Source organism: Bacillus sp. AFS088145, from assembly GCF_002564465.1.
Lineage (GTDB): Bacteria > Bacillota > Bacilli > Bacillales > Bacillaceae_G > Gottfriedia.
The window spans coordinates 41584-63751 of the sequence record NZ_NUUX01000015.1; the positions used below are offsets into that span (position 1 = coordinate 41584).

20 protein-coding genes are annotated in these 22168 nt (G+C 32.8%); 6 read left to right on the forward strand and 14 right to left on the reverse strand.

The genetic code is table 11. The annotated features are described in order from the left end of the window. Positions 1-161: 161 nt before the first annotated feature. The 3 genes from COI44_RS11290 to COI44_RS11300 all read left to right on the forward strand — a co-directional run bounded on the left by COI44_RS11290 (position 162) and on the right by COI44_RS11300 (position 2883). Positions 162-1064, forward strand: coding sequence for a LysR family transcriptional regulator (locus tag COI44_RS11290; protein ID WP_098428038.1), 903 nt, complete (start codon positions 162-164; stop codon positions 1062-1064). Between the two features lie 303 nt (positions 1065-1367). Next, the gene (locus COI44_RS11295) at positions 1368-1631 is read left to right on the forward strand and encodes a CD3324 family protein (RefSeq protein WP_098428039.1); all 264 of its coding nucleotides are present in this window, start codon (positions 1368-1370) and stop codon (positions 1629-1631) included. A 616-nt stretch (positions 1632-2247) separates the two neighbouring features. Then, on the forward strand, positions 2248-2883 hold the full coding sequence (locus COI44_RS11300; protein WP_098428040.1) for a FusB/FusC family EF-G-binding protein: 636 nt from the start codon (positions 2248-2250) through the stop codon (positions 2881-2883). A 59-nt stretch (positions 2884-2942) separates the two neighbouring features. Here the strand turns inward: COI44_RS11300 and COI44_RS11305 are convergent, their stop codons facing one another. Then, positions 2943-3689, reverse strand: a complete 747-nt coding sequence (locus tag COI44_RS11305; RefSeq protein WP_098428041.1) for a TerC family protein — start codon at positions 3687-3689, stop codon at positions 2943-2945. Between the two features lie 213 nt (positions 3690-3902). Between COI44_RS11305 and COI44_RS11310 the strand changes: the two genes are divergently transcribed. Next, positions 3903-4814: a bifunctional helix-turn-helix transcriptional regulator/GNAT family N-acetyltransferase gene (locus COI44_RS11310; RefSeq protein ID WP_098428042.1), complete on the forward strand. Its 912-nt coding sequence runs from the start codon at positions 3903-3905 to the stop codon at positions 4812-4814. A 59-nt stretch (positions 4815-4873) separates the two neighbouring features. Next, positions 4874-5272: a DUF5412 family protein gene (locus COI44_RS11315; RefSeq protein ID WP_179887091.1), complete on the forward strand. Its 399-nt coding sequence runs from the start codon at positions 4874-4876 to the stop codon at positions 5270-5272. Between the two features lie 192 nt (positions 5273-5464). Here COI44_RS11315 and COI44_RS11320 read toward each other — a convergent pair whose 3' ends face one another. From COI44_RS11320 to COI44_RS11330, 3 genes are all read right to left on the reverse strand, one after another. Next, positions 5465-5674 carry a hypothetical protein gene (locus COI44_RS11320; protein WP_098428043.1) on the reverse strand — a complete coding sequence of 70 codons (210 nt, stop codon included), beginning with the start codon at positions 5672-5674 and terminating at the stop codon, positions 5465-5467. A 121-nt stretch (positions 5675-5795) separates the two neighbouring features. Continuing rightward, positions 5796-6554 carry a class I SAM-dependent methyltransferase gene (locus COI44_RS11325; protein WP_098428044.1) on the reverse strand — a complete coding sequence of 253 codons (759 nt, stop codon included), beginning with the start codon at positions 6552-6554 and terminating at the stop codon, positions 5796-5798. 32 nt (positions 6555-6586) lie between these two features. Next, positions 6587-8299 carry an ABC transporter ATP-binding protein gene (locus COI44_RS11330; protein WP_098428045.1) on the reverse strand — a complete coding sequence of 571 codons (1713 nt, stop codon included), beginning with the start codon at positions 8297-8299 and terminating at the stop codon, positions 6587-6589. 335 nt (positions 8300-8634) lie between these two features. Here COI44_RS11330 and COI44_RS11335 point away from each other — a divergent pair, with 335 nt between their 5' ends. Beyond that, complete coding sequence (locus tag COI44_RS11335) at positions 8635-11661, forward strand: efflux RND transporter permease subunit (protein ID WP_098428046.1); 3027 nt, start codon at positions 8635-8637, stop codon at positions 11659-11661. 147 nt (positions 11662-11808) lie between these two features. Here COI44_RS11335 and COI44_RS24150 read toward each other — a convergent pair whose 3' ends face one another. From COI44_RS24150 to COI44_RS11380, 10 genes are all read right to left on the reverse strand, one after another. Continuing rightward, positions 11809-11961 (reverse strand): hypothetical protein, encoded by a 153-nt coding sequence (locus COI44_RS24150; protein WP_176547310.1) that lies wholly within the window; start codon positions 11959-11961, stop codon positions 11809-11811. Further along, complete coding sequence (locus COI44_RS11340; protein ID WP_098428047.1) at positions 11958-13217, reverse strand: helix-turn-helix domain-containing protein; 1260 nt, start codon at positions 13215-13217, stop codon at positions 11958-11960. The genes COI44_RS24150 and COI44_RS11340 overlap by 4 nt, the downstream gene beginning before the upstream one ends. A gap of 167 nt (positions 13218-13384) precedes the next feature. Next, entirely contained in the window at positions 13385-14092 is a 708-nt protein-coding gene (chbG, locus tag COI44_RS11345; RefSeq protein WP_098428048.1) for a chitin disaccharide deacetylase, read from the reverse strand. After that, entirely contained in the window at positions 14089-15420 is a 1332-nt protein-coding gene (locus COI44_RS11350; protein WP_098428049.1) for a 6-phospho-beta-glucosidase, read from the reverse strand. The genes chbG and COI44_RS11350 overlap by 4 nt, the downstream gene beginning before the upstream one ends. 15 nt (positions 15421-15435) lie before the next feature. Continuing rightward, the gene (locus tag COI44_RS11355; protein WP_098233187.1) at positions 15436-15756 is read right to left on the reverse strand and encodes a PTS sugar transporter subunit IIA; all 321 of its coding nucleotides are present in this window, start codon (positions 15754-15756) and stop codon (positions 15436-15438) included. A gap of 249 nt (positions 15757-16005) precedes the next feature. Beyond that, positions 16006-17322, reverse strand: a complete 1317-nt coding sequence (celB, locus tag COI44_RS11360) for a PTS cellobiose transporter subunit IIC (RefSeq protein WP_098428050.1) — start codon at positions 17320-17322, stop codon at positions 16006-16008. A gap of 22 nt (positions 17323-17344) precedes the next feature. Then, positions 17345-17650, reverse strand: coding sequence for a PTS sugar transporter subunit IIB (locus tag COI44_RS11365; RefSeq protein WP_069035316.1), 306 nt, complete (start codon positions 17648-17650; stop codon positions 17345-17347). 487 nt (positions 17651-18137) lie between these two features. After that, entirely contained in the window at positions 18138-19478 is a 1341-nt protein-coding gene (gene ypeB, locus COI44_RS11370; RefSeq protein ID WP_098428051.1) for a germination protein YpeB, read from the reverse strand. A 16-nt stretch (positions 19479-19494) separates the two neighbouring features. Continuing rightward, positions 19495-20208 carry a spore cortex-lytic enzyme gene (sleB, locus tag COI44_RS11375; RefSeq protein WP_098428052.1) on the reverse strand — a complete coding sequence of 238 codons (714 nt, stop codon included), beginning with the start codon at positions 20206-20208 and terminating at the stop codon, positions 19495-19497. Positions 20209-20363: 155 nt separating this feature from the next. Then, positions 20364-22130 (reverse strand): LTA synthase family protein, encoded by a 1767-nt coding sequence (locus COI44_RS11380; protein ID WP_098428053.1) that lies wholly within the window; start codon positions 22128-22130, stop codon positions 20364-20366. Positions 22131-22168: the final 38 nt, after the last annotated feature.

Here is a 22168-nt window from a genome sequence, read left to right on the forward strand (position 1 = left end):
TATCTTAAGTGTTCCTTCATACTGCATCCACAATATAATTTTATTAGCTCCTCAAATTAATGAAATTACTAAATTTTAACCAACGATGTCCACGATCTTTTAAGTTTTTATGTTCTTAAATTACTACATGTATTAGAATTTTTTATTATTAGGAGATTACTATGAATTTCGAACAATTAGAGTATATTGTTTATGTAGCAAATGAAAAATCAATATCTAAAGCTGCCGAAAGGTTATATATCTCTACATCAGCTATAAGCCAATCTATTTCACAACTAGAAAGAGAATTAAATATAACAATATTTAATCGTTCAAGGATAGGAACTACTCCTACACCTGAAGGAAATATTGTAATAATGAAAGCAATAAATATATTATCGAATATTAAGCAATTAAACGAGGAACTTTTTAACTTAAATATTAAAAAGGAAAAACAGTTAAAAATCGTTGCAGCAACAGCATTTTTTGATATTTTTCAAGAAGCAGTAACAAACTTCAATTTAGAAAATCCTCAAATCTCCATTGACGTAGAGGAAATGCTTCAAGAACAGTTACTAAAAAGTTTTAATCCAGATCGTTACGATGTTGGTTTCCTACCAATAGAGAAAGAAGAATTAGATAAATATCCAAAATTGGGTAAAAAGTTAATCAGTAGAGCTAGAGTAGGTATAGTAGTTGGAAAGAATTCTAAATTATTCAATTATGAATATGTAACACCTGCAGATTTAAATAATGAGAAAATAGTAATATTAAAAAATACAAAAAATGGGATAGTTAAAAAGTTTTCAAAATGTATTACTAATCATGTTATCTTAACTACAAATAATCCTAGACTACTATTAAACGTTGTAAAGGAAAGTGCTGGTTTTTCTTTTATTCATGAGTTTACGGTAAAAAACTACCCAACATTTCGTAATGATGAACTCAAGGTAATACCGATTACATATACTGATGAAACGAATTACATCTATCAGGATATATGGGCTATTTATTCGCGAGAACATGGACTATCAAGTTCATCCAGTGAGATTATTAAACACATATTATTTCAGTTAAATAAATAATGAAAAGGAATAGGAACAATCCACAAAAAGGCTTTCTATTCCTTTTTCATATTATTCATAAGTAACAAATGCAATCTGAACAGATATAATTTATAATAAATAAAAAGTTTTCATGATTTCTTTAGGAGGTGATCTATTATGACAAATACTGTTAGTTTGTCAGATAAATCAACATCCCATGCAAAGCCTAGATTTAGAAAGGCGATACTTTGCATGGGTAGGTTTCACTAATCGCCCAAGTAAGCAGTTCTGATTCAAAGGCTTTGCACCTTATTTACTAATTAAGAATAAGGGGCTGCAAAGATGGCATATATAAAAGCAACTGCTATTTTACCTGAAAAGTTATTATTGGAAATACAAAAATACGTACAGGGAGAAACACTTTATATTCCAAAATCTGAAAAAGTTCACAAAAAATGGGGCTCACGTTCAGGTACAAGAAAGCTAATTGATAATAGAAATAAAGCAATTAAAGAAGCATTTAAAAATGGTCAATCAATTGAGCAATTAGCAAAAGAATATTTTCTCTCCATCGAAACGATAAAAAAAATTGTATATACTAAATAAATAAAAAACACTGATAACCTCATCAGTGTTTTTTCACGCAGTTGAAAAACATCCTTATCAATTAATTACAAAAGTTTCGTAAAAGGAGTTTAGTGAGGTTGATTTCCACTACAGGATGCTCGCTTTCCATGGAGCGAGACCAGAGCCTCTTCGGCAAGCCTTTGGGGTCTTTAGCCTTCCCGCTTATCCCATAGGAGNNAGGAGTCGAGCACCCCTTTCGTTCCAATCAACTTATTCATCAAAAAAATGATTACACTAAAAACCTAATCTTATATCCTTTACTTAAAGTATCATCACAGCTTGTTAATCAGTATATATTTTTAACTTCTTAAGAAGAGACAATTACTAGAGTTTGTTGCTATGATAAAACCGCTTAAACATGTTAACATTAAAATCAATATTAGAACATCAAAAAATGAATTCAATAAGATTCTCTTAATATACGTTTGACAATTTTATATTTCAACACCTGAAAAAACACTGGTTACCTCATCACGTTTTTTATGGCAACTTTGTTTCTTACATAAACTCAACATATATAAATTCACTTTTTTGATGTAAATTAAAGATGTTGAGTTATAAATCAAACTTTCCTTTCAAATTAGGAGTGATATAAATGAACCCTTTTATTAGAACAGAACAATATAATTTTATTAGACATCAACTTCAAGTCTTAACAAATGGACATTCTACAGTAAATGATAAAACTGTGTTAAATGCTTTACATTCACTAGTTAATGATAAAATTCTAAGTTTATTTCCTGAACTAACTGAAGATCAACATATACTCTTCAGTCCAATTAGCACAATTAAAAATTCTGATCAAGCAGATGTTTTACTGAACAAACTAAAGCCTTATATAATACCTTTTAAAGAAGTATCAGAACAATCCATCAAAAAGCTATTTCCTAAAGCAAAAAAATTAAAGCTTCCCTTATTACAAAATATCGATTTAGTTGAGACAACATATATTGGATGGGATGACTTAGGCTCTAATTCAAAGTTTATTGTCACCTATTTAAATGACAAACTAATTGGTTTACAAGGTACTTTTAATCCTATGAAAAAAAGAGGCAACTGTACAATATGTAATAAATACGGTGACTTAGGATTATTCATGACAAAAACAAAAGGAAAAATTGAAGGTACTTTTACACAAAGAGGAAATTACATTTGCAAAGATAGCCAAATATGTAATCAAAATATTATGTCGCTAGATAAACTGCATGATTTTATTATGTTGGTTAAATAGTAAAAACTAAAAAAATCGCTTAGTGCTACAAACTAAGCGATTTTTCTATTATTTATCATTTATTCTACATTAGTATCTGTTGATTTCTCTTTAGAGAGAAACCAACCACCTAAAGCGATTAATAGCATGACTGACCAGAAAATCGTATTCCAGATTGGTCCTTCAACGAAATGATGTGAAACAATGTGTAGAGAAGGATGTGCCAAAGTATGCATTAGTAGTTTAACCCCTACCCATCCAACTAAAAGCATAGCTGCTGTTTCTAATCTAGGACGTGTTGTCAGTAATTTAACAAAAATACCTGCCGCAAAACGAATGACGATTAAACCTGCAATTGCTCCAATAACAATGATTATAAATTTCGCACCATCCATGCCACCTATATTACCCATTTTTGAATTAGGCAGATCAATTACTAGCGCTACTGCTGCTAAAATAGAATCAATTGCAAATGCAATGTCTGCTAATGATATTTGAGCAACTGTCAAACCAAAGCTTTTTCCTTTTTTTCCTTTATCATCATCATGCTTTTTAAATAAATGCTTTAATGCGATGAAAATTAAATAAGCCGCTCCGATTGCTTGAACCTGCCATACATTAAAAAGAAATGAAATAATAAAAATGGCACCGATTCGAAAAATAAAAGCTAAAAGTAAACCAATATTGATCGCTTTCTTTTGTTGTTCCTCAGGTAAATGTTTTGCCATAACAGCAAGTACTAGTGCATTATCGGCCGATAATAAACCTTCTAATAAAATTAGAATAATTAATACCCAACCGTACTCTAATAACAAAGATAGTTCCATTTTTTCCCCCTATTTAATTTACTTTTAACTTATTTTTAACCACTTTTTAATTATATTCCCATTTTTATAAATTACTTATCCAAATTATTGAATATTCTAGTACAATTTTCACCATTTACACTTTTATCAGCTTCAAAAAAGTTGACTTAGTCAACTTTTTTCATTTATATTATTAGTAATCTAAAATTTCAGAATATTAAAGGTGGGGAAAATATGAATTATGTAGAAAAAATACGCAAATTTAACAGACATTATGCTAATGTATTGGGAAAAATTGATCAAGAAATCTATAATCACCCTTTTCCATTAACCGAAGCCAGAATCATAACAGAAATCAACGAAAACCACGGATGTACTGCCACAGATATTATCGAAAAACTCGGCATTGATCGTGGTTATTTAAGCCGTATTATTCAACGATTCGATGACGAAAACATCATTTCAAAAATCCAATCTCCTGAAGATAAACGTCAATATACTCTTCATTTAACAGCAAAAGGAAACGAAATCTATAATAAATTGGTTAATGATGCGAACATTGGAGTAAAAAGTATGATTCAAAGCCTTTCTACTCCTGAAGTAAAAGAGCTAGTAAAATCAATGGAAACAATTGAAACCATTTTCTCATTAACTCAGGCACCTATTCCTGAAATATCAATTCGACCATTTAAACCTGGCGATCTTGGGTATGTCTCATATATTCATGGAAAGATTTATAGTACAACCTACCAATTTGGACGTGTATTTGAATATTATGTAATGAAAGGATTAAGCGAATTTTTATTGAATCCTAACGGAGGAGAACTATGGGTCGCAGAAGTAAATGGAGATATCGTCGGATCAATTGCTATTACGAAGACAAATGAGTCAGTAGCACAGCTTAGATGGTTTGTATTAGATGAAAAATACCAAGGTTTAGGTATCGGTAAAAAGCTAATCGAAACAGCACTCAACTTCTGTAAGGACAATCAATTCGAACATGTATTTTTATGGACTGTAAGCACATTAGAGACCGCACGTTATCTTTATAAAAAATATAACTTTACTTTAACTGAAGAGAAGCCTAACTTCGAATGGACTGGATCTGAGTTAATTGAGGAACGATGGGATTTAGTGCTATCATAAAAAAATCAGACCTTTTCTAAATTATAGAATATCTTATAGATTTATAAGACGGAGAAATAATGAAGAACAAATTGATAAAAAGTATAAAAATATTTTCAATCATTGCAGTGGTCATAACAGTAATATCTTTAGCTGGCTATTATACTTTAGATTATTTATTTGGAGATATGTGTGGAAACGAAATTACCCATAGGGAAGTTTCTCCTAAAGGTGATAAGGTAGCTTATATTTTCCAAAGAGATTGCGGTGCTACAACTGGATTTTCGTATCACTTATCGATAATGGATTCGGATCAGAAGCTAGCGAATAAATCAGGAAATACATTTGTTTCAGACGATTTATTTCAAATAAATTGGATAAATAATAAGAAAATTCAAGTTAATTATCCAAAGTCCACTAAGACGTACGAAATGGATCGACACGTGAACGGGACGAAAATTGTCTATGTGGGAAAATAAACACCGCTATTTTTCCAATAATAAAAAAGCATCTAATTTGATACTCTCAGTATGTAGTCAAAGCACAAAATTATCAGACTGATTGCAACAGCTTGTCTTTCCGCCGCTCTTTTTACTTTCATAAACAAAACATTTTTAAAGAAGGTCAGTCCATTAATTTAATTTATGGATTGACCTTCTTTTTTTAACCATTTATTTTAATTTACCTAATTCATCAATAAATGCTGGTTTTTTAACGTATTTTTGTTTAAAGTCACTAATAATATTCTGAGCGTATTGGCTACCAAAAATTTTATTAAACTCTACGATTGTTTTACAAACTTTTTTATACATTTTCCGTTCAGTTGCTTGTCCTGCTTCTACTTCAATTAGTTTTGCATAGATTTCTCTTGTTTCTTCCAAATATTCTTCTACTAAATGCGGATAAAGTTTTTTAATTGAAGAAATATGAGATTTACAATATTGAAGCACCTCAAAATAATCGTTCGATTGAATTAAGTTATCAATCGCTTTTTCTCTAAATTCACTTTTTGCAGCATTGAAAAATTAAGAAACAAACTTGAAAATAATAAATGATTTTACCATTTAAACTTTTCATATAAAATAAATTTGTAAGTGTAGTTTTATATGGTTCAAATTCTTTGTCCCCACTTAACGGAGAAAAAGAAGAAGATAAGTTTCTACCTAGAAATCCTTCTAAATCCATTTCCAAATCATTTCTATAAACCTTTGTTTCATAAATCCCATTTTTAAAAAATTGGTTAGTAACATCGGGCGTATCTTCTATTCCACCACTAAACCCTTTAAACTTAGGACAAGTTTCTTTGCATACCTTCTGCAATTCAATCATTATTGGACTTAATAAATCTTTACTATTCCAAACTAGAGATACTTTTGCATTCTCTTTTAGGATCCGTTTGCATTCTAACCGGAATTTTTCTTTATCAAACCAATGAAATGCTTGCGCTACCGTTATTAAATCAACACTATTATTTTTTAATGAAGTATTTTCAGCTGTTGCATTAATTGATTTATATTGATCGTATACCTTCAAACTCTTCTCAGAGATCCCTCGCATATCATCATTTGGTTCAATTGCTATAACAGTTAACTTTTTTTCAAGTAAAAGTTTCGTCAAAATACCCGTACCTGAACCAATGTCTGCAATAACACTCCCCTCACTTAAATGATTTTCTGAGAGTAAATAATTGATATATTCATTCGGATAACTTGGGCGAAACTTAGAATATAGATCTGCTTTACCAGTAAAGTTTTCAATCAATACAAAACACCTTCTTAAAAATGTTTAGTGTGTTAAATTTGATGAGCATGAAGTCTAGCAAAGATCCCATCTTCCTGTGATAGCAGTTCTGTATGCGTACCATCTTCAGCAATTCCTTCTTCAGTAATGACTAAAATTCGATCCGCTTTTTTAATTGTGCCTAATCGATGGGCAATAACTAATGTTGTTCGATCTTTTGATAAATCATTTAATGCCTCTTGAATAATTGCTTCTGTCTCTGTATCTAATGCTGAGGTAGCTTCATCTAATATTAGGATTGGTGGATTTTTCAAAAACATTCTAGCAATTGCTAATCGTTGTTTTTGTCCTCCTGAAAGCTTTAATCCTCTTTCTCCAATTTGAGTTTCATAACCATCAGGCAATGAAGCAATTAAATCAGTTAAATGGGCTTTTCTAGCAGCTTCTTCTATTTCTTCATCGGTTGCATTTAACTTACCGTAAGCTATATTTTCTTTTAATGTACCTGTAAATAAAAAGACATCCTGTTGTACAATTCCGATATTTGATCGCAATGATTCTTTCGTCATGTTGCGAATATCAATTCCATCAATTGTGATCGCACCGTTTAAAACATCATAAAATCTTGGAATTAATGAACAGATTGTTGTTTTCCCAGCTCCCGAAGGACCTACAAAGGCAATTGTTTTACCAGCCTCAATAGAGAAGGAAAGATCATTTAAGATTCTACGTTTGTTTTCGTAACCGAAAGAGACATTTTTGAACTTAATATCCCCTCTTAGATTAATTACTTCAATTGCATCAGGTGTATTTACAATGTCTGGCTCATTGTCAATCAATTCAGTAAAACGTTTAAAACCCGCCATACCCTTTGGATATAATTCAAGTAAAGCACTAATCTTATCAATCGGTTTAAATAAAATGTTTAAATATAATATAAACGCTACTAATTCTCCATACGTTAAAATTTTCGTAAAACTTAACCAAGCTCCAAAAACTAGAATAACAAGTGTCATTAATCGAGTAGATACATAGATTCCTAATAAATTCACGCTCATTACTTTATAAGCTTTTAGTTTCGTTTTACGGAAGTATTGGTTATTTTTATTAAATCGTTTCATTTCATATTGCTCATTCGTAAAAGATTGAACTACCCTTACGCCTGAAACACTATCTTCAACTTGCGCATTTACATTCGCAATATTTCCATACATTTTACTCCATGAATTATTCATTTTCATGTTTGAGTATGAAATCAACCATACTAAAAATGGAACGATTATAATTGCTACTAATGCAAGCTTCACATTAATTGCTAGCATAATCCAAAATGCTCCAATGAAGGTCATAATTGCAATAAATAAATCCTCAGGACCATGGTGTGCTAATTCACCAATATCCATTAAATCATTTGTAATACGGCTCATTATATGACCAGTCTTCGTATTATCAAAGAAACGAAAAGATTGACGTTGAACATGATTAAATAACTCACGACGCATATCAGTCTCAATATTAATACCAAGTTTATGTCCCCAATAATTCACAACAAATTGCATACCAGAACTTACTAAATAAAGTACTAAAAGTCCGATACTGATTGAGATAATTTTACTCCAGTTCCCTTCCGGAAGCAGTTTATCAATAAACCAAGATACTGCTAAAGGAAATCCAAGCTCCATTAACCCTACTAATATTGCACAGAAAAAGTCTATATAGAATAGCTTTTTGTGCGGACGATAATAACTAAAAAAACGTTTAATCAAAATAAGGCACCTCGAGTTCTATTAAATTTCTAGTTTGTTAGATGTTAATACCTTACCACATGTGATTTAAGCGTGCTATTATTTCAGAATTTTCCAACTAACCATTAAAAATATCACAAAACTGGATTTCATTAAACAAGTATAAAAGACAAATTGTCTCATATTTTAATAAAGTATGTACTAATTCATTTATCTCTTTAACTGTTGAAATGTCGAATTCTGCTTTTAAATATTTTGTAAATTCTAAATAAAATGTATATTATTTTCAACATTAGTGTGTTACGATTCAACTTGTGTATTACTGGATATTTTTACCATAAGGGAGGAAAACTTGAATGTCGTGGTTTACAAAATGGGCCTTTAATAATAAGGCCGCCATTACCTTTTTATCAGTTCTCATTTTATTAATTGGAGTAGTAAGTTACAAAAAGCTTCCAATGGAATTCCTACCTGCTGCAGACCAACCAATTGTATCTGTCATTGTTATGGGCCAAGGTACTGATTCGAAAACAATGGAGGATCAAGTAACTACTCCGATTGAAAGTTCTGTCTCTGGTGTGAAGGGTAAAAGTCATATTTATTCAAGCACAAGCAATGGTTTTTCAAAAATTGATGTATATTTTGAATCAGGAACAAATATGAAGGACGCTAAACAAGAAGTCCAAGAATCTTTAAATAAAGTCACACTACCTCAAAATGTTAGTAAACCTACAATTGTTCAATTAAACACTTCTATGATCCCTATCGCAGATGTTGCAATCACTTTCGAGGATGGATTAAGTCCGAATAATATTGATTTTGCAAACAAAAAAGTTATTCCATATTTCAAAGACATCAAAGGCGTAGCTGACGTTCAAACATACGGTACAGAAAAATCTTTTGTTTCTGTAAAAATCGATAATGCGAAGCTTGCACAGAATAAAGTATCACTAGAAACTGTCATGGGTATTATTCGCGGCCAAAATTCTGCAGTTTCAGTTGGTGAAGGTATTATAAATGATAAAACTAGTAATATTAAGGTTGTTGGGAATTTAGACAATATAGACAAAGTAAAGAGCCTTATGGTGGCTGATCATGTTAAATTGGCTGATATCGCAACTGTTGAAGTGAAAAAGCCAGCAAACAATCTAACAAGAATCAACGGAAAAGACGGATTATTATTAATCGTCACGAAGGATAGTAATTCTAATGCAGTTAGTATTACAAAAGATGTAAGAGAAGCTACTAAACACTTAAATAAAAAATATAAAAATATGAATTCAGATGTCATGGTCGCAACCTCAGATATGGTTAAAACTTCTGTACATGCAATGATTAAGGAAGTTTTACTTGGTGCATTATTTGCTACGATTGTCATCATGTTATTCTTAAGAAATGTGCGTTCAACACTAATTACCATTGTTTCAATTCCGCTATCGCTATGTTTAACATTATTTTTACTTGCAGAGTCTGGCATTACATTGAATGTTTTAACACTCGGTGGAGTAGCAGTAGCAGTTGGACGATTAGTTGATGATAGTATTGTAGTTATTGAGAATATTTTTAGAAAAACTCAATCAGAGAAATTTTCAGTTCAGATGATTATTGACGCTACGAAAGAAGTCGGCAGTGCAATCACAGCCTCTACTTTAACGACTGTAGCTGTATTTTTACCAATAGGAATAATTAGCACGGGGCTTAAAGATTTCATGCTTCCATTTGCTTTAACCATTACTTACTCTTTATTAGCTTCATTATTTGTCGCATTGACGGTCGTTCCATTATTAAGTGCATTCTTCCTTAAAAAGGCTAAACTAAAAGCTCATAATCCTTCAGTACGATATAAAAAAGTTCTCACTTGGTCATTGAATCATAAATGGGTGATAGTAGTCGTTTCATTTTTATTATTCGTCGGCTCAATTGGTACTTATTTCGCTATGCCAAAAGGTGCGACAGATAATTCTTCTTCAGACTTTGTTCAAACAACTTTAACGTATCCAAGTGATACACCAGTCGAAAAAGTAAAAGAAAACACTCTTAAACTAGAAAAGTATATTCTAAAACAAAAAGGTATAAAAGGAGTTTACACTCAATTAGGCAGTACAGCTGATGCTGCAAAATATGGAGATGTCCGCTCTTCTACCCAAGCTGTCTATTTAATTACATTAGATGATAAAAAACTTACTGATCAAGTCGTAAAAAAAATCAATACGCAAAAATCTAACTATGCGGATGCAGAATTAAGTACGATGGCATCTAGTTTATTTGGAGGTTCTAAAACTCAAATTACGATCGATGTTGTCGGAAATAATTTAAATGATTTAGAGAATACCGCAAGTGAAATTAAAAATAAGATTAAAAATATTGATGGAGTTAAGAAGGTAACAACAAATGAGGAAGATAAAAAAACTGTTTATTCATTAGAGGTTGACCCTTCAAAAGGTAATGCTGAGCAACTATCGCAACAGTTATTTGTTATGTTGAATCGAACTCCACTTGGAACAGTTACAATTGATCAACAACCAACTGATGTTTATCTTGAACCAATATTAGAACCTAAAACTCCTGAGGATATAAAATCAGTACCGATACTGACTAAAACTGGAATGATTCCAGTATCATCAGTAGCTACATTAAAAGTAGAAGAAAAGTCTACTAATCTATATCATAAAGATGGCGATCCGTATTTAAGTATATCTGCCGAAGTAAAACCAGATAAACTTTCAAAAATTAATGCAGATTTAAATAAAGTTGTTTTTGGAGATAAAAAATCAAAAGGCATGAAAATTGCCGATGGTGTAAATGTATACATTGGTGGTGCCCTTGCACAACAATCACAAGATTTCTCAGATTTATATATGATCATGCTTGTCTCAATCGGATTAGTTTTCCTAATCATGATTATTACATTTAAAACATTCCGTGCACCAATTGCTATACTATGTTCTTTACCTTTAGCGGCGATTGGAGCTGTGCTTGGATTAATGATAAGTCGTATATCCGTTGAACCAACAGCACTATTAGGAGCACTGATGCTCATCGGAATTGTCGTGACAAACGCAATTGTATTACTAGATCGAGTAAAACAAAAAGAAAAACAAATGATTCTTCGTGAAGCAATTATCGATGCTGCAGTAACTCGTATTCGACCAATTCTTATGACGGCTGTTGCTACAATTTGTGCAATGCTACCATTACTATTCAAAAAAGCTGAAACCGGTAGCCTTGTATCCCAAAGCCTTGCAGTTGTCGTAATTGGTGGATTAACTGTTTCAACATTATTAACACTAATTGTTATCCCTGTTATTTATGAGTTACTTTATTTTAGAAAATCTAGAAAACAACGTAGACAACAAGATACTAGTAAGCCAGTAAGTTTGTAAATAAATAAATAAGGGATATCTCGATGTTTTTGAGATATCCCATTTTTTTGGTTAGAAATCTGTCACAAACACTTTGCGTACTTAATTCAAATAAAAACAGGAAACACAAGGAAAATGAATTAACCTTGTGTTTCTTGTTTTTCCCCATCAACTTCCTGGAGGTTTTGGATCATCTTCCTTCTTATTGGATGCGTAAATTTCATTGTTTGACGAATGATGACTTTGAATAGTATTTATTCCTACACTCACCAGCACAGTAATAATTAGGGAAAGAGCGATAAGTTTAATCTTCTTTTTCATCTGAGAACTCCTGTATTATGTGTCTTTTTCATTTGATGTAAACTGATTTGTAAATACTTATTAGCTAAAAGTGGATCACCTTGTCTTTGGTAATACTCGGCAATTCGTTCACTGTATTCATAAACCTTCATTCGATTACCGTGTTTCTCCATAATTGGTAAGCCGTCTGCCATTAAATACCGAATTAGTGCCTTCTCTTCATTTTTTGCTTCAAAATATAATACTCGTAATTTCACATATTCTAATCTTGTTGTATCTTGAAATGACTCTAGTTCATTTTCTAACATATTCATAACTTGTTCATTTTTTTGTAGCTTTAGCAAATGAGTAGCAATATTTCCTAATGTAAGGTAATAACTCTCAGTATATTTCTCTATTAACGCAAGTGATTTATAATAACACTCCAACGCTTTTTCTGAAAAATTTTGAGTACCATATAAAAAACCTAAATTATGCCAGGCCATTTCTTCAATTGTTGTGTTTTGAATTAATTCTGCATCATCTAGTATTTCTTTTAATAAATTTTCTGCTCTTTCATATTCACCTGTTTCAGTTAAATGGATTGATAAAATTGTTTTCACATCTAACATTCTAATAATATTATTCCTTTTTTTGAAAACTTCTAGAGCCTTATTACCGAAAAAGATCGCTAATGCAGATTGTCCTAATCTACAATGCATTAAGGATTTTAAATAATAATATTCAGTTATGTCATCCCGGTACAATTTCCTTAAATCTTTTACGTCTTCTAGTAAGTCTAAAGATTTAATAAAATTATTCCTTTTATGATTAAAAATTGCATTTAATACATTCCAAACAAATAGTTCAAACTCAGAAAACATCTTCGTATTTTGACCTATTTTTTCAATTAATTGCTCTGCCAAATCGACTTGATTTAAAAATAAAGTATACCTTAGCATGTATAATTCATATACATAAAGCAATTCCGTATACTGGACGAACTCCTTGTATTCCGTGAGGTCTTGATAGAGTGTATTTGCTTTTTTATGATGCAGTCGTTCAATTGCGTCATAGAACTCCTGTAGTTTTATTTTAATATGATTAACTTTATTTTTTTCATCTTCAACTGATATACCTAACTTCATACACAATAAGTTTAAAGTTTCGATATTAACCTCTTTTGAGTTGTTCTCAATCTTACTTAAATGAGAAATTGAACAAATTCCATCACAGAGTTGCTCTTGTGTCATCTGTTGTTTTTTTCGATGGTAATTAATAATTTTTCCAATTTTCATAGGTATTTTCCTTAAATATTATTTTAATATTATTAATATTCATTATAGTGTAAAACTACTCCTATTTCATCTTACATTTTTTCCCATTATTATAAAACTCTAATTATATATATACCAAAAAAAAGCATAGAGTCTAATTCAGACTCTATGCTAGTAATTATATTATCCTATAATAAATCAATCTCTTTTGGTAGTTTAACAGTAGATAAAATTAGCGTCTCCTTTACTCGATCTTTAGCATAAGAAGAATTATTTAGTATCTCGTGATCAAGATAACCAGGATGACACATGACTTCAACAGATTGACCGTCCTGAACCCGTGTTAATATCTTTTCAAAATAATCATCTGTCACGCCTTCCCCGTAGAAATCATGAAGAAAAACATCCGTAAAAGGAGCGACTCCTTGTAAAGCATTTTCAGAAATGCGTCTCGCACTTAAATTATATTTTTGAGCTAACTTCTGTACGACCGGTAAAAACTCAGGTATGGAATGAACATGGTGGTGGCTATCAAAATGAGTTGGTTTTAATCCCGATTCTAAGAATTTTTCTATTTGTGCAGTCCATTCTCTTTCTAATTCTTCTAGCGATATATTTTTATCTTCAAAGAACTCATGTCTACTTTTAAAATTACCATTTTCATTAACAAGTGTTGGCACATTATTTAATAGTGGCTTTCCACAAGTTAAAACAAGATGGATCCCTACTTGAAAGCTAGGATTTTCTTTTGCTAGATTTATAGCGTGACTTACTCCAGGCATATTCATCATCATCGTAGCTGAGTTAACAACTCCATTTTTATGTGCATCAATTATTCCATAATTAATTCCCCTTGAATAACCAAAATCGTCTGCATTCACAATTAATTTAATCATTTAACTTTCACCTCTTTAAAAAATTGAGGTAAATATTTTTTATGTGCTTCTAGCATTTCATCAACAATTTCCTTAGCAACTTTATCTGATGCAACTAACGGGTTAATCGTTAACGCTAGAATGGCCAGATCATAATCACCAGTTACCGCTGCTTCACAAGCCACTCTTTCAAATGATTTGATTTGTTGAACGAGCCCTCTTACAGATACCGGTAGATCCCCCATTACGATTGGTTTTGGCCCATCCTTTGTGATGACACAGCTAACCTCTACTGCTGAATCATTAGGAATACTAGCAATGGAACCATTATTCATTGTATTAACTGGTTGAATATCACCTTTATCATTATAAATAGAAGAAATTAAGCGAACCGCTGCATCACTATAATAAGCCCCGCCTCGTTTTTCGAGCTGAGGTGGTTTGATTGATAGATTTGGATCTTTATAAAGTTCAAAAAGATCGTCCTCTAATTTTTTAACAACTTCAGCACGAGTCCCTACCGTTTCGGCATTTTTAATATCCTTTTCAACCATTTCACGCGTTTTATAATAATAGTTATGATATGGACAAGGAAGTGCGTTTAAAGCACGAAGAAACTCAGGTTCCCATCCATATCCTTGAATATTCTTAACAAAACTAGAGTTTTCCGGATTCGTTAATAATTCAATAACTTGATCTTTTACACTTTCACCGTCAACAAACACATCTAACCCATAAACCATATGATTTAATCCAGCAAAATCAATCCGTACACGAGAATGCGCGACATTTAATAATTTAGCAATTCCCATTTCCATTCCGATTGGGACATTACATAAACCAACTACTTTTCGATGGTCTGTATAACGCAGTACCGCCTCAGTAACCATACCAGCAGGATTCGTAAAATTAACTAACCACGCATTTGGACAAAGATCCCTCATATCTTTTACAATATCTAAAATTACTGGAATTGTTCGCAATCCTTTAAATAACCCTCCTGGTCCATTTGTTTCCTGACCAAGTACGCCATATTTTAAAGGTATTCTTTCATCCTTTGCCCTTGCATCCAACAAACCAACGCGGAATTGAGTAGTAACAAAGTCAGCGTCTTTAAGTGCCTCTTTTCGATCAAGTGTCAAATGAACTTCTACAGGAAGACCTGCCTTTTGAAACATTCGTTTTGCTAATTGACCAACAATCTCTAATTTCTCTTTGCCTTCTTCTACATCTACAAGCCATAGCTCTCGCAATGGAAGCTCATTGTACCGCTTAATAAAACCTTCTACTAACTCTGGAGTATAACTAGAGCCTCCACCAATTGTCGCAATTTTAATTGATTTACTCATCCTATGTACCTCCTTTTATTGGTTGCTTACCTCTTGCCGCAGTTCAATAATCTCCCTTGCTAAATCTTTGAGCGTCATTGCTGTCATTAAATGATCTTGTGCATGAATTAATAGAATTGGCGTATCAAAATCTTCTCCACCAGCCTCTGCCTGAATCAATTGAGTTTGAAAGCGATGTGCTTGACTAAACTCGCGATCTGCCTCTGCAAGCTTCTCAAAAGCTAGCTCAAAATTTTTTTCTTTTGCTGCATAGATTCCCTCCATTGAAAGACTTCTAGCATTTCCACTATGCAAGATTAACTGAAAGGAAAGGTTGTACAATTCTTCTTTTGTCACTAGAATCACACCCCTTACAAGAATTTAAGAAAACAATACCAAGAGCTTGCCTATAGGCAAGCTTCCAGTGTGTTTACGCACAATCAAAACTCTAAGTACCCAGACTAATTGAAAGCGCTTATCTTTCGAGGCGCGCAGTCTGATGAGGAGCGGAGTTACCATTAGCGGTAATGAGCATCCTCATCAGACGAAGCAACGAAGAAAGCGAGCGCTTAGCGGGGAGTCTGGGCAAGCCCCTCTTTGCATTTCTTATTTAGGTGAGCCTTGTTCAGTTTGTAAATTTTGTTTATCCCACATTCTAAAGAATGGGAAGTAAATTAAGAATGCTACAACAAGATTAATCAATTGCATTGCAGAACCTCTCCAGTTACCACCAGTTGCTAGCCAACCGCCGATAATTGGTGGAGTCGTCCAAGGAATTGCAATACCATGTGTTTTTGGAGCAAATCCCGTTTTCATTCCTATATATGTGGTTACAACAAGTACTAATGGCGTTAGAATAAATGGAACTAAAAGCAATGGATTCATTACTACAGGCGCACCGAACGTAATTGGTTCATTAATATTGAAAATACCAGGTCCAATCGATAGCCTTCCTAGTTGTTTTGCATGCTGACTCTTTGCAAATAATAGCATCATAAGTGCAAAACAAATTGTTGCACCAGAACCACCCATGTAGATGAAGATATCAAAGAATTGTTGTGTAACGACATTTGGCATTGCATGATGAGCTTGAAGTGCTAAACGGTTTGCATCAGTTGCTGCTAACCATACTGGGCCCATTACACCACCAACAATTGCCGCACCGTGTAAACCAACTGACCATAATAATTGAATTAATAATACAGCAATTAACGCGCCAGCTAATGATCCACCAAGTCTACTAAGTGGATCTTGTAATAGATCCCCAACGACATTGTGTAAAGTTTCATAGTGTGTATGTTCAATTAATAAACGAATAATCCATACTAAAAGAATAACTAGAAATGCAGGGAATAATGCAACGAATGATTTACTTACACTAGGTGGTACACCATCCGGCATCTTAATAACAAAATTCCTTTGAATTACCCATCTATAAATTTCAGTTGAGAATAACGCGATTATAATAGCAACAAACAGACCCTTACTTCCTAAAAATGCCATAGGGAGTACTCCGCCTACTTTAATAGCAGCAGTTGCCCCATCTGGCGTAAACATTGTGAAGTATGGTGTTGATAAAATAAATGAAGCAATCGAGATCGCACCAGCATTCAATGCATCTACTTTGTAATGTTCAGCGAGTCGATATGCAATACCAAATCCTGCAATGAGCGCCATTATATCAAATGAAGCACTTACAGGATAAAGCAGCTTTATTTGCCAAGCTGCACCGAATGTTTTTGCCATAAAATCTGGATATCCGTCAAACGGTAAGAAGCCTAAGATTAAGAAAATCGAACCGACAATAATAAGAGGCAGTGTTAAAATAATTCCATCACGTAATGCTTGCAAGTGTTTTTGACCTGCAATTTTACCAGCAACAGGCATTACTTTCTCTTCTAACATTTGAGTAAAGTTGGCCATCACGAATCACCCCTATATGAAATTATGAACCTATTAAATCGATTGCAAATTTCAGGACCTCTGCTCCTTTACACATCCCGTAATGAACCGGATTGATGGCATCAACTGGTATTCCTTTTTGTAAACCTTCTTTTTTTAATTGTGGGAGTAGATACCTTACTTGGGGACCTACAAGTAATACATCTGCTTGATCAAGATGATTTTTAACATCATTAGCACTCACTGCCCAAATCCTTGCATCGATTCCTTCAGATTTTGCAGCAGCTTCCATTTTTGTAACTAATAAACTTGTAGACATACCGGCAGCACAACATAATAATATGTTCATTTAATCCCCCTTTCTCTCTAAAGAAAACGCTTACAATGCAATTAAACTTCTACTTACAAGCAGACTCTATCCCTTACCTCTCTCCCTCTAGAATTTTAATCTCAAGAAATATATATTCACCGTTTTGGACATTAGGACAAATACAAAAAATATTTTTCCACTAATTGAACTCTATAAATTCCTACTCCTAAAGTCGCTTAAAATAAAGCTTTGTACAAGCCTAAAGTATGATAACTTGTCAGAATTAACTGGCAGGATTTTGTATTTAAACTATCTGAAAAAACTCTCGTATTTGTAATAAATAATGCATGTATTTTGAACTGAAATGCTAGTTTTCCATTTTTAAATCTAGTAAAAATGAAAAGGAAATGGTTCTAACTCAAACCATTTCCTTTTTTTATCTTCATTAATATTAGGAAAATCTTTAAAATTACATAGAGGACTTAAGTTACATACTTAGGTCCTCATCGTTAAAAAAGTATGGGCTTCAGTCGTAGTTTTCGACTAAGACATTCAATTTTTTAATCTGTTCTTCTACACCAGTATCCGCATTCACGAATATTTGATATGTGTCATTACCTCGTGTTCCTACAAATTCATAACAAAGTACTTCTTGATTCAATTTATTTAAAATGATCGCTTGGCGCTCTTCCATTATTTTTAAGTTTGAATTAATACTATTTCTAGCTTCTTCAACCGATCGTTTCGGCTTTGGAATCGTTCGTTTTGTATATGCTGCTAAATAATTTTTTGCTGAAAATCCTACAATACTTCCGTCATCAAGAGCAATCTTCATCGTAACTGATTCTGGATAGATTCTTACGCCGTCCTGTTTTGTTACGTATGTAAATACACCAATCGTATCATATTGCGAGCTTTCTGTTAGTTCCATATTGGAGAATTTATTACGTTCTAAAAATTTCAGACCGTTAATTGAAGCTTGATTTAAATCGATTTTTTGCGCTTTAATATCACGACTATCAATAACCCAGACTGGATATCCTCCCTTTTCAGTAATATCCATATAAACTTCACTATTTGTTTTTGGTTCCCTAATTTCTAAGCTATAATACCGATCTTCTAATTTTTCACCTGTAAGACTAACTTTTATTTGTGCGGTACTATTTAATTCAAGAAACTTTTTCGCAATGTCCTTCGCTTGCTCTGGCGTTATTTTTTTGCCTTTTACATTCGAAAGGCTAGCACGGTTTACTTTATAATTTGTCAGTGATGGGTCTGCATTGGCATCGGAATAGGTCATTACATTCCTTTCCACTGACTTGAATCCATCAATAATGACGTTATTTTTCGGATTTTGATCTTTTGCATAAGCAAGCTCTACATCCATCCAACGTAATTTATTCTCAAATACCATATGCTGAACTTTTCTAATCTCCCCTTGAATTTCAGCAGAGTTATCATATAACTTTTGCAGTGTTGCGTATTCATTTTGGGTCAAAGGTTCTTTATCTAAATCTCTTACTGCAGTTCGATAACTAAAATCACCAATATTTGTTAGAAATTCTTCCGTCTTATTAACTGGTAATAGTCTCAAAGGAAGTTGCCCTACGTTAGATCTAGCTTGAGAAGTTAGTCCCCATACTTCAACCAGCGCTGGAGAGAGAGATGACTTTGATTTCATTGCTAAAGTATCGCCAATTTTATCATGTAATAAATCTAATTCATAAGTTAGTTCATGAAATGCCCGTTGATAGTTGTTTTCTGCCTGGATATTGATTTCGTTTTTAGCCTTTTGCTCTGTATAACCCCAATATGATGTTCCGATAAGTCCAATTGCTAACACACCTATTGCAGCTTCCTTAATCACTTAAAACACTCCTTTCTTATCGGCAAAATATATGTCTACCAATTTGTTTTATTTGTGGTCTGCTCCAAATCCAAGCACTTGTCGCTGTGTCTGGATTAAAATAATAAAGTGCACTTTCACTCGGATCCCAACCATTTACAGCATCTAAAACAGCTTTTTTGGCCGTCTCATTTGGTGTTAAATAGATTTGTCCGTCAGATACAGCGGTAAATGCACCCGGCTCAAAAATAACACCTGACACAGTGTTTGGAAACGATGAATTGCTAACGCGATTCAGAATTACTGCAGCAACTGCTACTTGTCCGATATACGGTTCACCACGTGATTCACCATAAACTGCATTAGCCATTAGCTGAATATCATTTTGTGAATAACCATTTGGAACATTCGATCCAGCACCTGCATTTTCACCTTTTTCATATTTTGTAGCTTTTACGAGCATCGCTTTTGTCTTAGCTCCAACAACCCCATCGACAGGCATTCCGAAATTATTTTGGAAATTCCTAACCGCCCAATATGTGTTGTACCCAAACACACCATCGACCTTGCTAGTGTAATAACCGTTGTATTTTAACCGAGTCTGTAATTCAATAACATCTTCTCCTGTAGCACCCATTTGAAGTACTTGGCTTGTAAAAGCATTTACACTGTTAAGTTGAACATTACAAAAGAAACTAAAAAATACTATTAGTAATATTAAAGGACCTTTTAAGAAAACTAGTTTCCTCATCTCAAACCTCCTAAAGTATAATTATCTCTTTTTGTATTTTTTTCAAGAACCACCAATTTATGTAAATACTTTTAAAATGCAATAAGATTTCTTTCCAAAGTCTAAAAATAAGTCAGTTTTTCACCCAATAAAAAAGGGACCTTTTGGCCCCGTTTTTACTTTCTATTAAAGGTTATACCTTCTCCATATACTCGATCATAGATTACCCAATCCCAAATATCATTTGAATGATTTTGAAGTACCCAATCATACCATGAATGTTCAATCTGATCGTTTGTTAGAACTTTCATTAGAAGAGGTGCAATTTCGTAGGATTCTAATTTAAGATTTCCTTTTTCTAAAAATGGCTTCGAATAGTTTCTAATCTTGTCCATTGTATTTTTGTCATTACTCCAAATCCACATCGGTGTTTCATTATACCAATCTTCTCCTTCAATCTTCTCCACTGGTGCTCCCCAATGCTCGTATGTTGCCTTTTTATCGCCAAATGTTGGACGATGGTCACCATAAAAAAGGACAATTGTAGGATTCTTACGTTTTTTTATTTCTTGCCATACTGAAACAAGAGAATTGCCGCTTTTATAAATACCACTTGCATAACTCTCCACTTTTCCTTTTAACTCTTCATCCATCGGTACTCCACTAACTTTCATGTTCTCTTCAGGAAAATGGCCTTTTCGCCAGTCAAAATGATTTTGCATTGTCACAAAAAATACAAATTGGCTCCCTTTTTTATTCATTAATGATAATGCTTTTTTCGAGCTACACTCGTCTGATAAATAAGAACCAAATTTTTGGCAAGAAGATAAATCTGCCTCTGACAAGAACCGATTAAATCCTATGTTAGGATAAACTTCTTTTCGTTTGAAAAATGATGTTTTAAATGGATGAAGGGCTATTGTATCCATACCGAAGTGTCTAACATCATGAATGAAACTTGGTGAAAGTCTATTCCCCATTTTTCCTTCTTGGTATGGTGTCCGATCTTCGAATTTCCGTTTTAATTTTAGACTAGTTAATACTTCAAACTCCTCGTTAGCCGTCCGTCCTCCAAATGTATTACTTATTAGAGTTCCATGAATACCTTCATTTATAGAGCGAAGAGGTGCATTTGGATCAGTGTTCCATTTTAATTTCATGTCATCTAGCATACTGTATGCTTCACTTTGAATCACTAAAATATCTGGTAATTGTTTCGGTTTAGAAAGTGGTTTTAAAGAATTGATTTCTTTAATGACCTCATTTTTTACTTTATTAGTTACATTAGGTTCTCCACGTTTGCTATTTACATAAGTTACTAAAAATGCTGGATACATACCATATCTTTCAACACTAGTCTCGTAATTCCAAGGTATATATTGTACATTTGAGTTTTTAACAAAATAAGCATAGCCTTCTTTTGAACCAAATGTAAAAAAGACTCCAAGTAATACGATTAGTAAAAAACGTAGACTATTTTTCCTTGCAGAAGCATTTCTCCATTTTTTATAGGCAAAGAAAGTCCCTAAAAAAAGAAATGTTATGATTCCAATTAGCCCTCCCCATTTGAGAAGAAATGGAAGCTTTGAAAATTGTAAAAAAACGATTGGGTCACGTAGGAAAAATAAGTCACTTGGATGAAAAGGCTCTCCGGTATATTTTATTTTTTCTGATAGTGCATATGAAAAAATTCCAATTGAACCTACAATCGTGATTAAAATCCACCAAACATTAAAGCCTAGAGCAGAAAGTCCAATTACTAGTATTGAAACAACAACTGACACAATCACAAAGTTCCATTTAAAAAAATCCGTGATAATCCAATTCTGATAAAGATTCACATTGTTCTTCCACAAATAATTATGTGACCAAACAACAAGTAAATAGCTACAGACCAATCCGATTAGAATTGGTCCTAGCAAATTAAAACTCTTTTTAATCATGAAGAATCTACCCTTTACAAAATTATTATCATTAACTT

Excerpts from the sequence above, each read along its gene's own strand:
- COI44_RS11290 (WP_098428038.1), top strand. The coding sequence starts at position 162 with ATGAATTTCGAACAATTAGAGTATATTGTTTATGTAGCAAATGAAAAA.
- COI44_RS11300 (WP_098428040.1), top strand. The coding sequence starts at position 2,248 with ATGAACCCTTTTATTAGAACAGAACAATATAATTTTATTAGACATCAA.
- COI44_RS11380 (WP_098428053.1), bottom strand. The coding sequence starts at position 22,130 with ATGATTAAAAAGAGTTTTAATTTGCTAGGACCAATTCTAATCGGATTG.
- COI44_RS11365 (WP_069035316.1), bottom strand. The coding sequence starts at position 17,650 with ATGAACATATTATTATGTTGTGCTGCCGGTATGTCTACAAGTTTATTA.
- COI44_RS11335 (WP_098428046.1), top strand. The coding sequence starts at position 8,635 with ATGTCGTGGTTTACAAAATGGGCCTTTAATAATAAGGCCGCCATTACC.
- COI44_RS11340 (WP_098428047.1), bottom strand. The coding sequence starts at position 13,217 with ATGAAAATTGGAAAAATTATTAATTACCATCGAAAAAAACAACAGATG.
- chbG (WP_098428048.1), bottom strand. The coding sequence starts at position 14,092 with ATGATTAAATTAATTGTGAATGCAGACGATTTTGGTTATTCAAGGGGA.
- COI44_RS11350 (WP_098428049.1), bottom strand. The coding sequence starts at position 15,420 with ATGAGTAAATCAATTAAAATTGCGACAATTGGTGGAGGCTCTAGTTAT.
- COI44_RS11310 (WP_098428042.1), top strand. The coding sequence starts at position 3,903 with ATGAATTATGTAGAAAAAATACGCAAATTTAACAGACATTATGCTAAT.
- COI44_RS11295 (WP_098428039.1), top strand. The coding sequence starts at position 1,368 with ATGGCATATATAAAAGCAACTGCTATTTTACCTGAAAAGTTATTATTG.
- COI44_RS11305 (WP_098428041.1), bottom strand. The coding sequence starts at position 3,689 with ATGGAACTATCTTTGTTATTAGAGTACGGTTGGGTATTAATTATTCTA.
- COI44_RS24150 (WP_176547310.1), bottom strand. The coding sequence starts at position 11,961 with ATGAAAAAGAAGATTAAACTTATCGCTCTTTCCCTAATTATTACTGTG.
- sleB (WP_098428052.1), bottom strand. The coding sequence starts at position 20,208 with ATGAGGAAACTAGTTTTCTTAAAAGGTCCTTTAATATTACTAATAGTA.
- COI44_RS11315 (WP_179887091.1), top strand. The coding sequence starts at position 4,874 with ATGAAGAACAAATTGATAAAAAGTATAAAAATATTTTCAATCATTGCA.
- celB (WP_098428050.1), bottom strand. The coding sequence starts at position 17,322 with ATGGCCAACTTTACTCAAATGTTAGAAGAGAAAGTAATGCCTGTTGCT.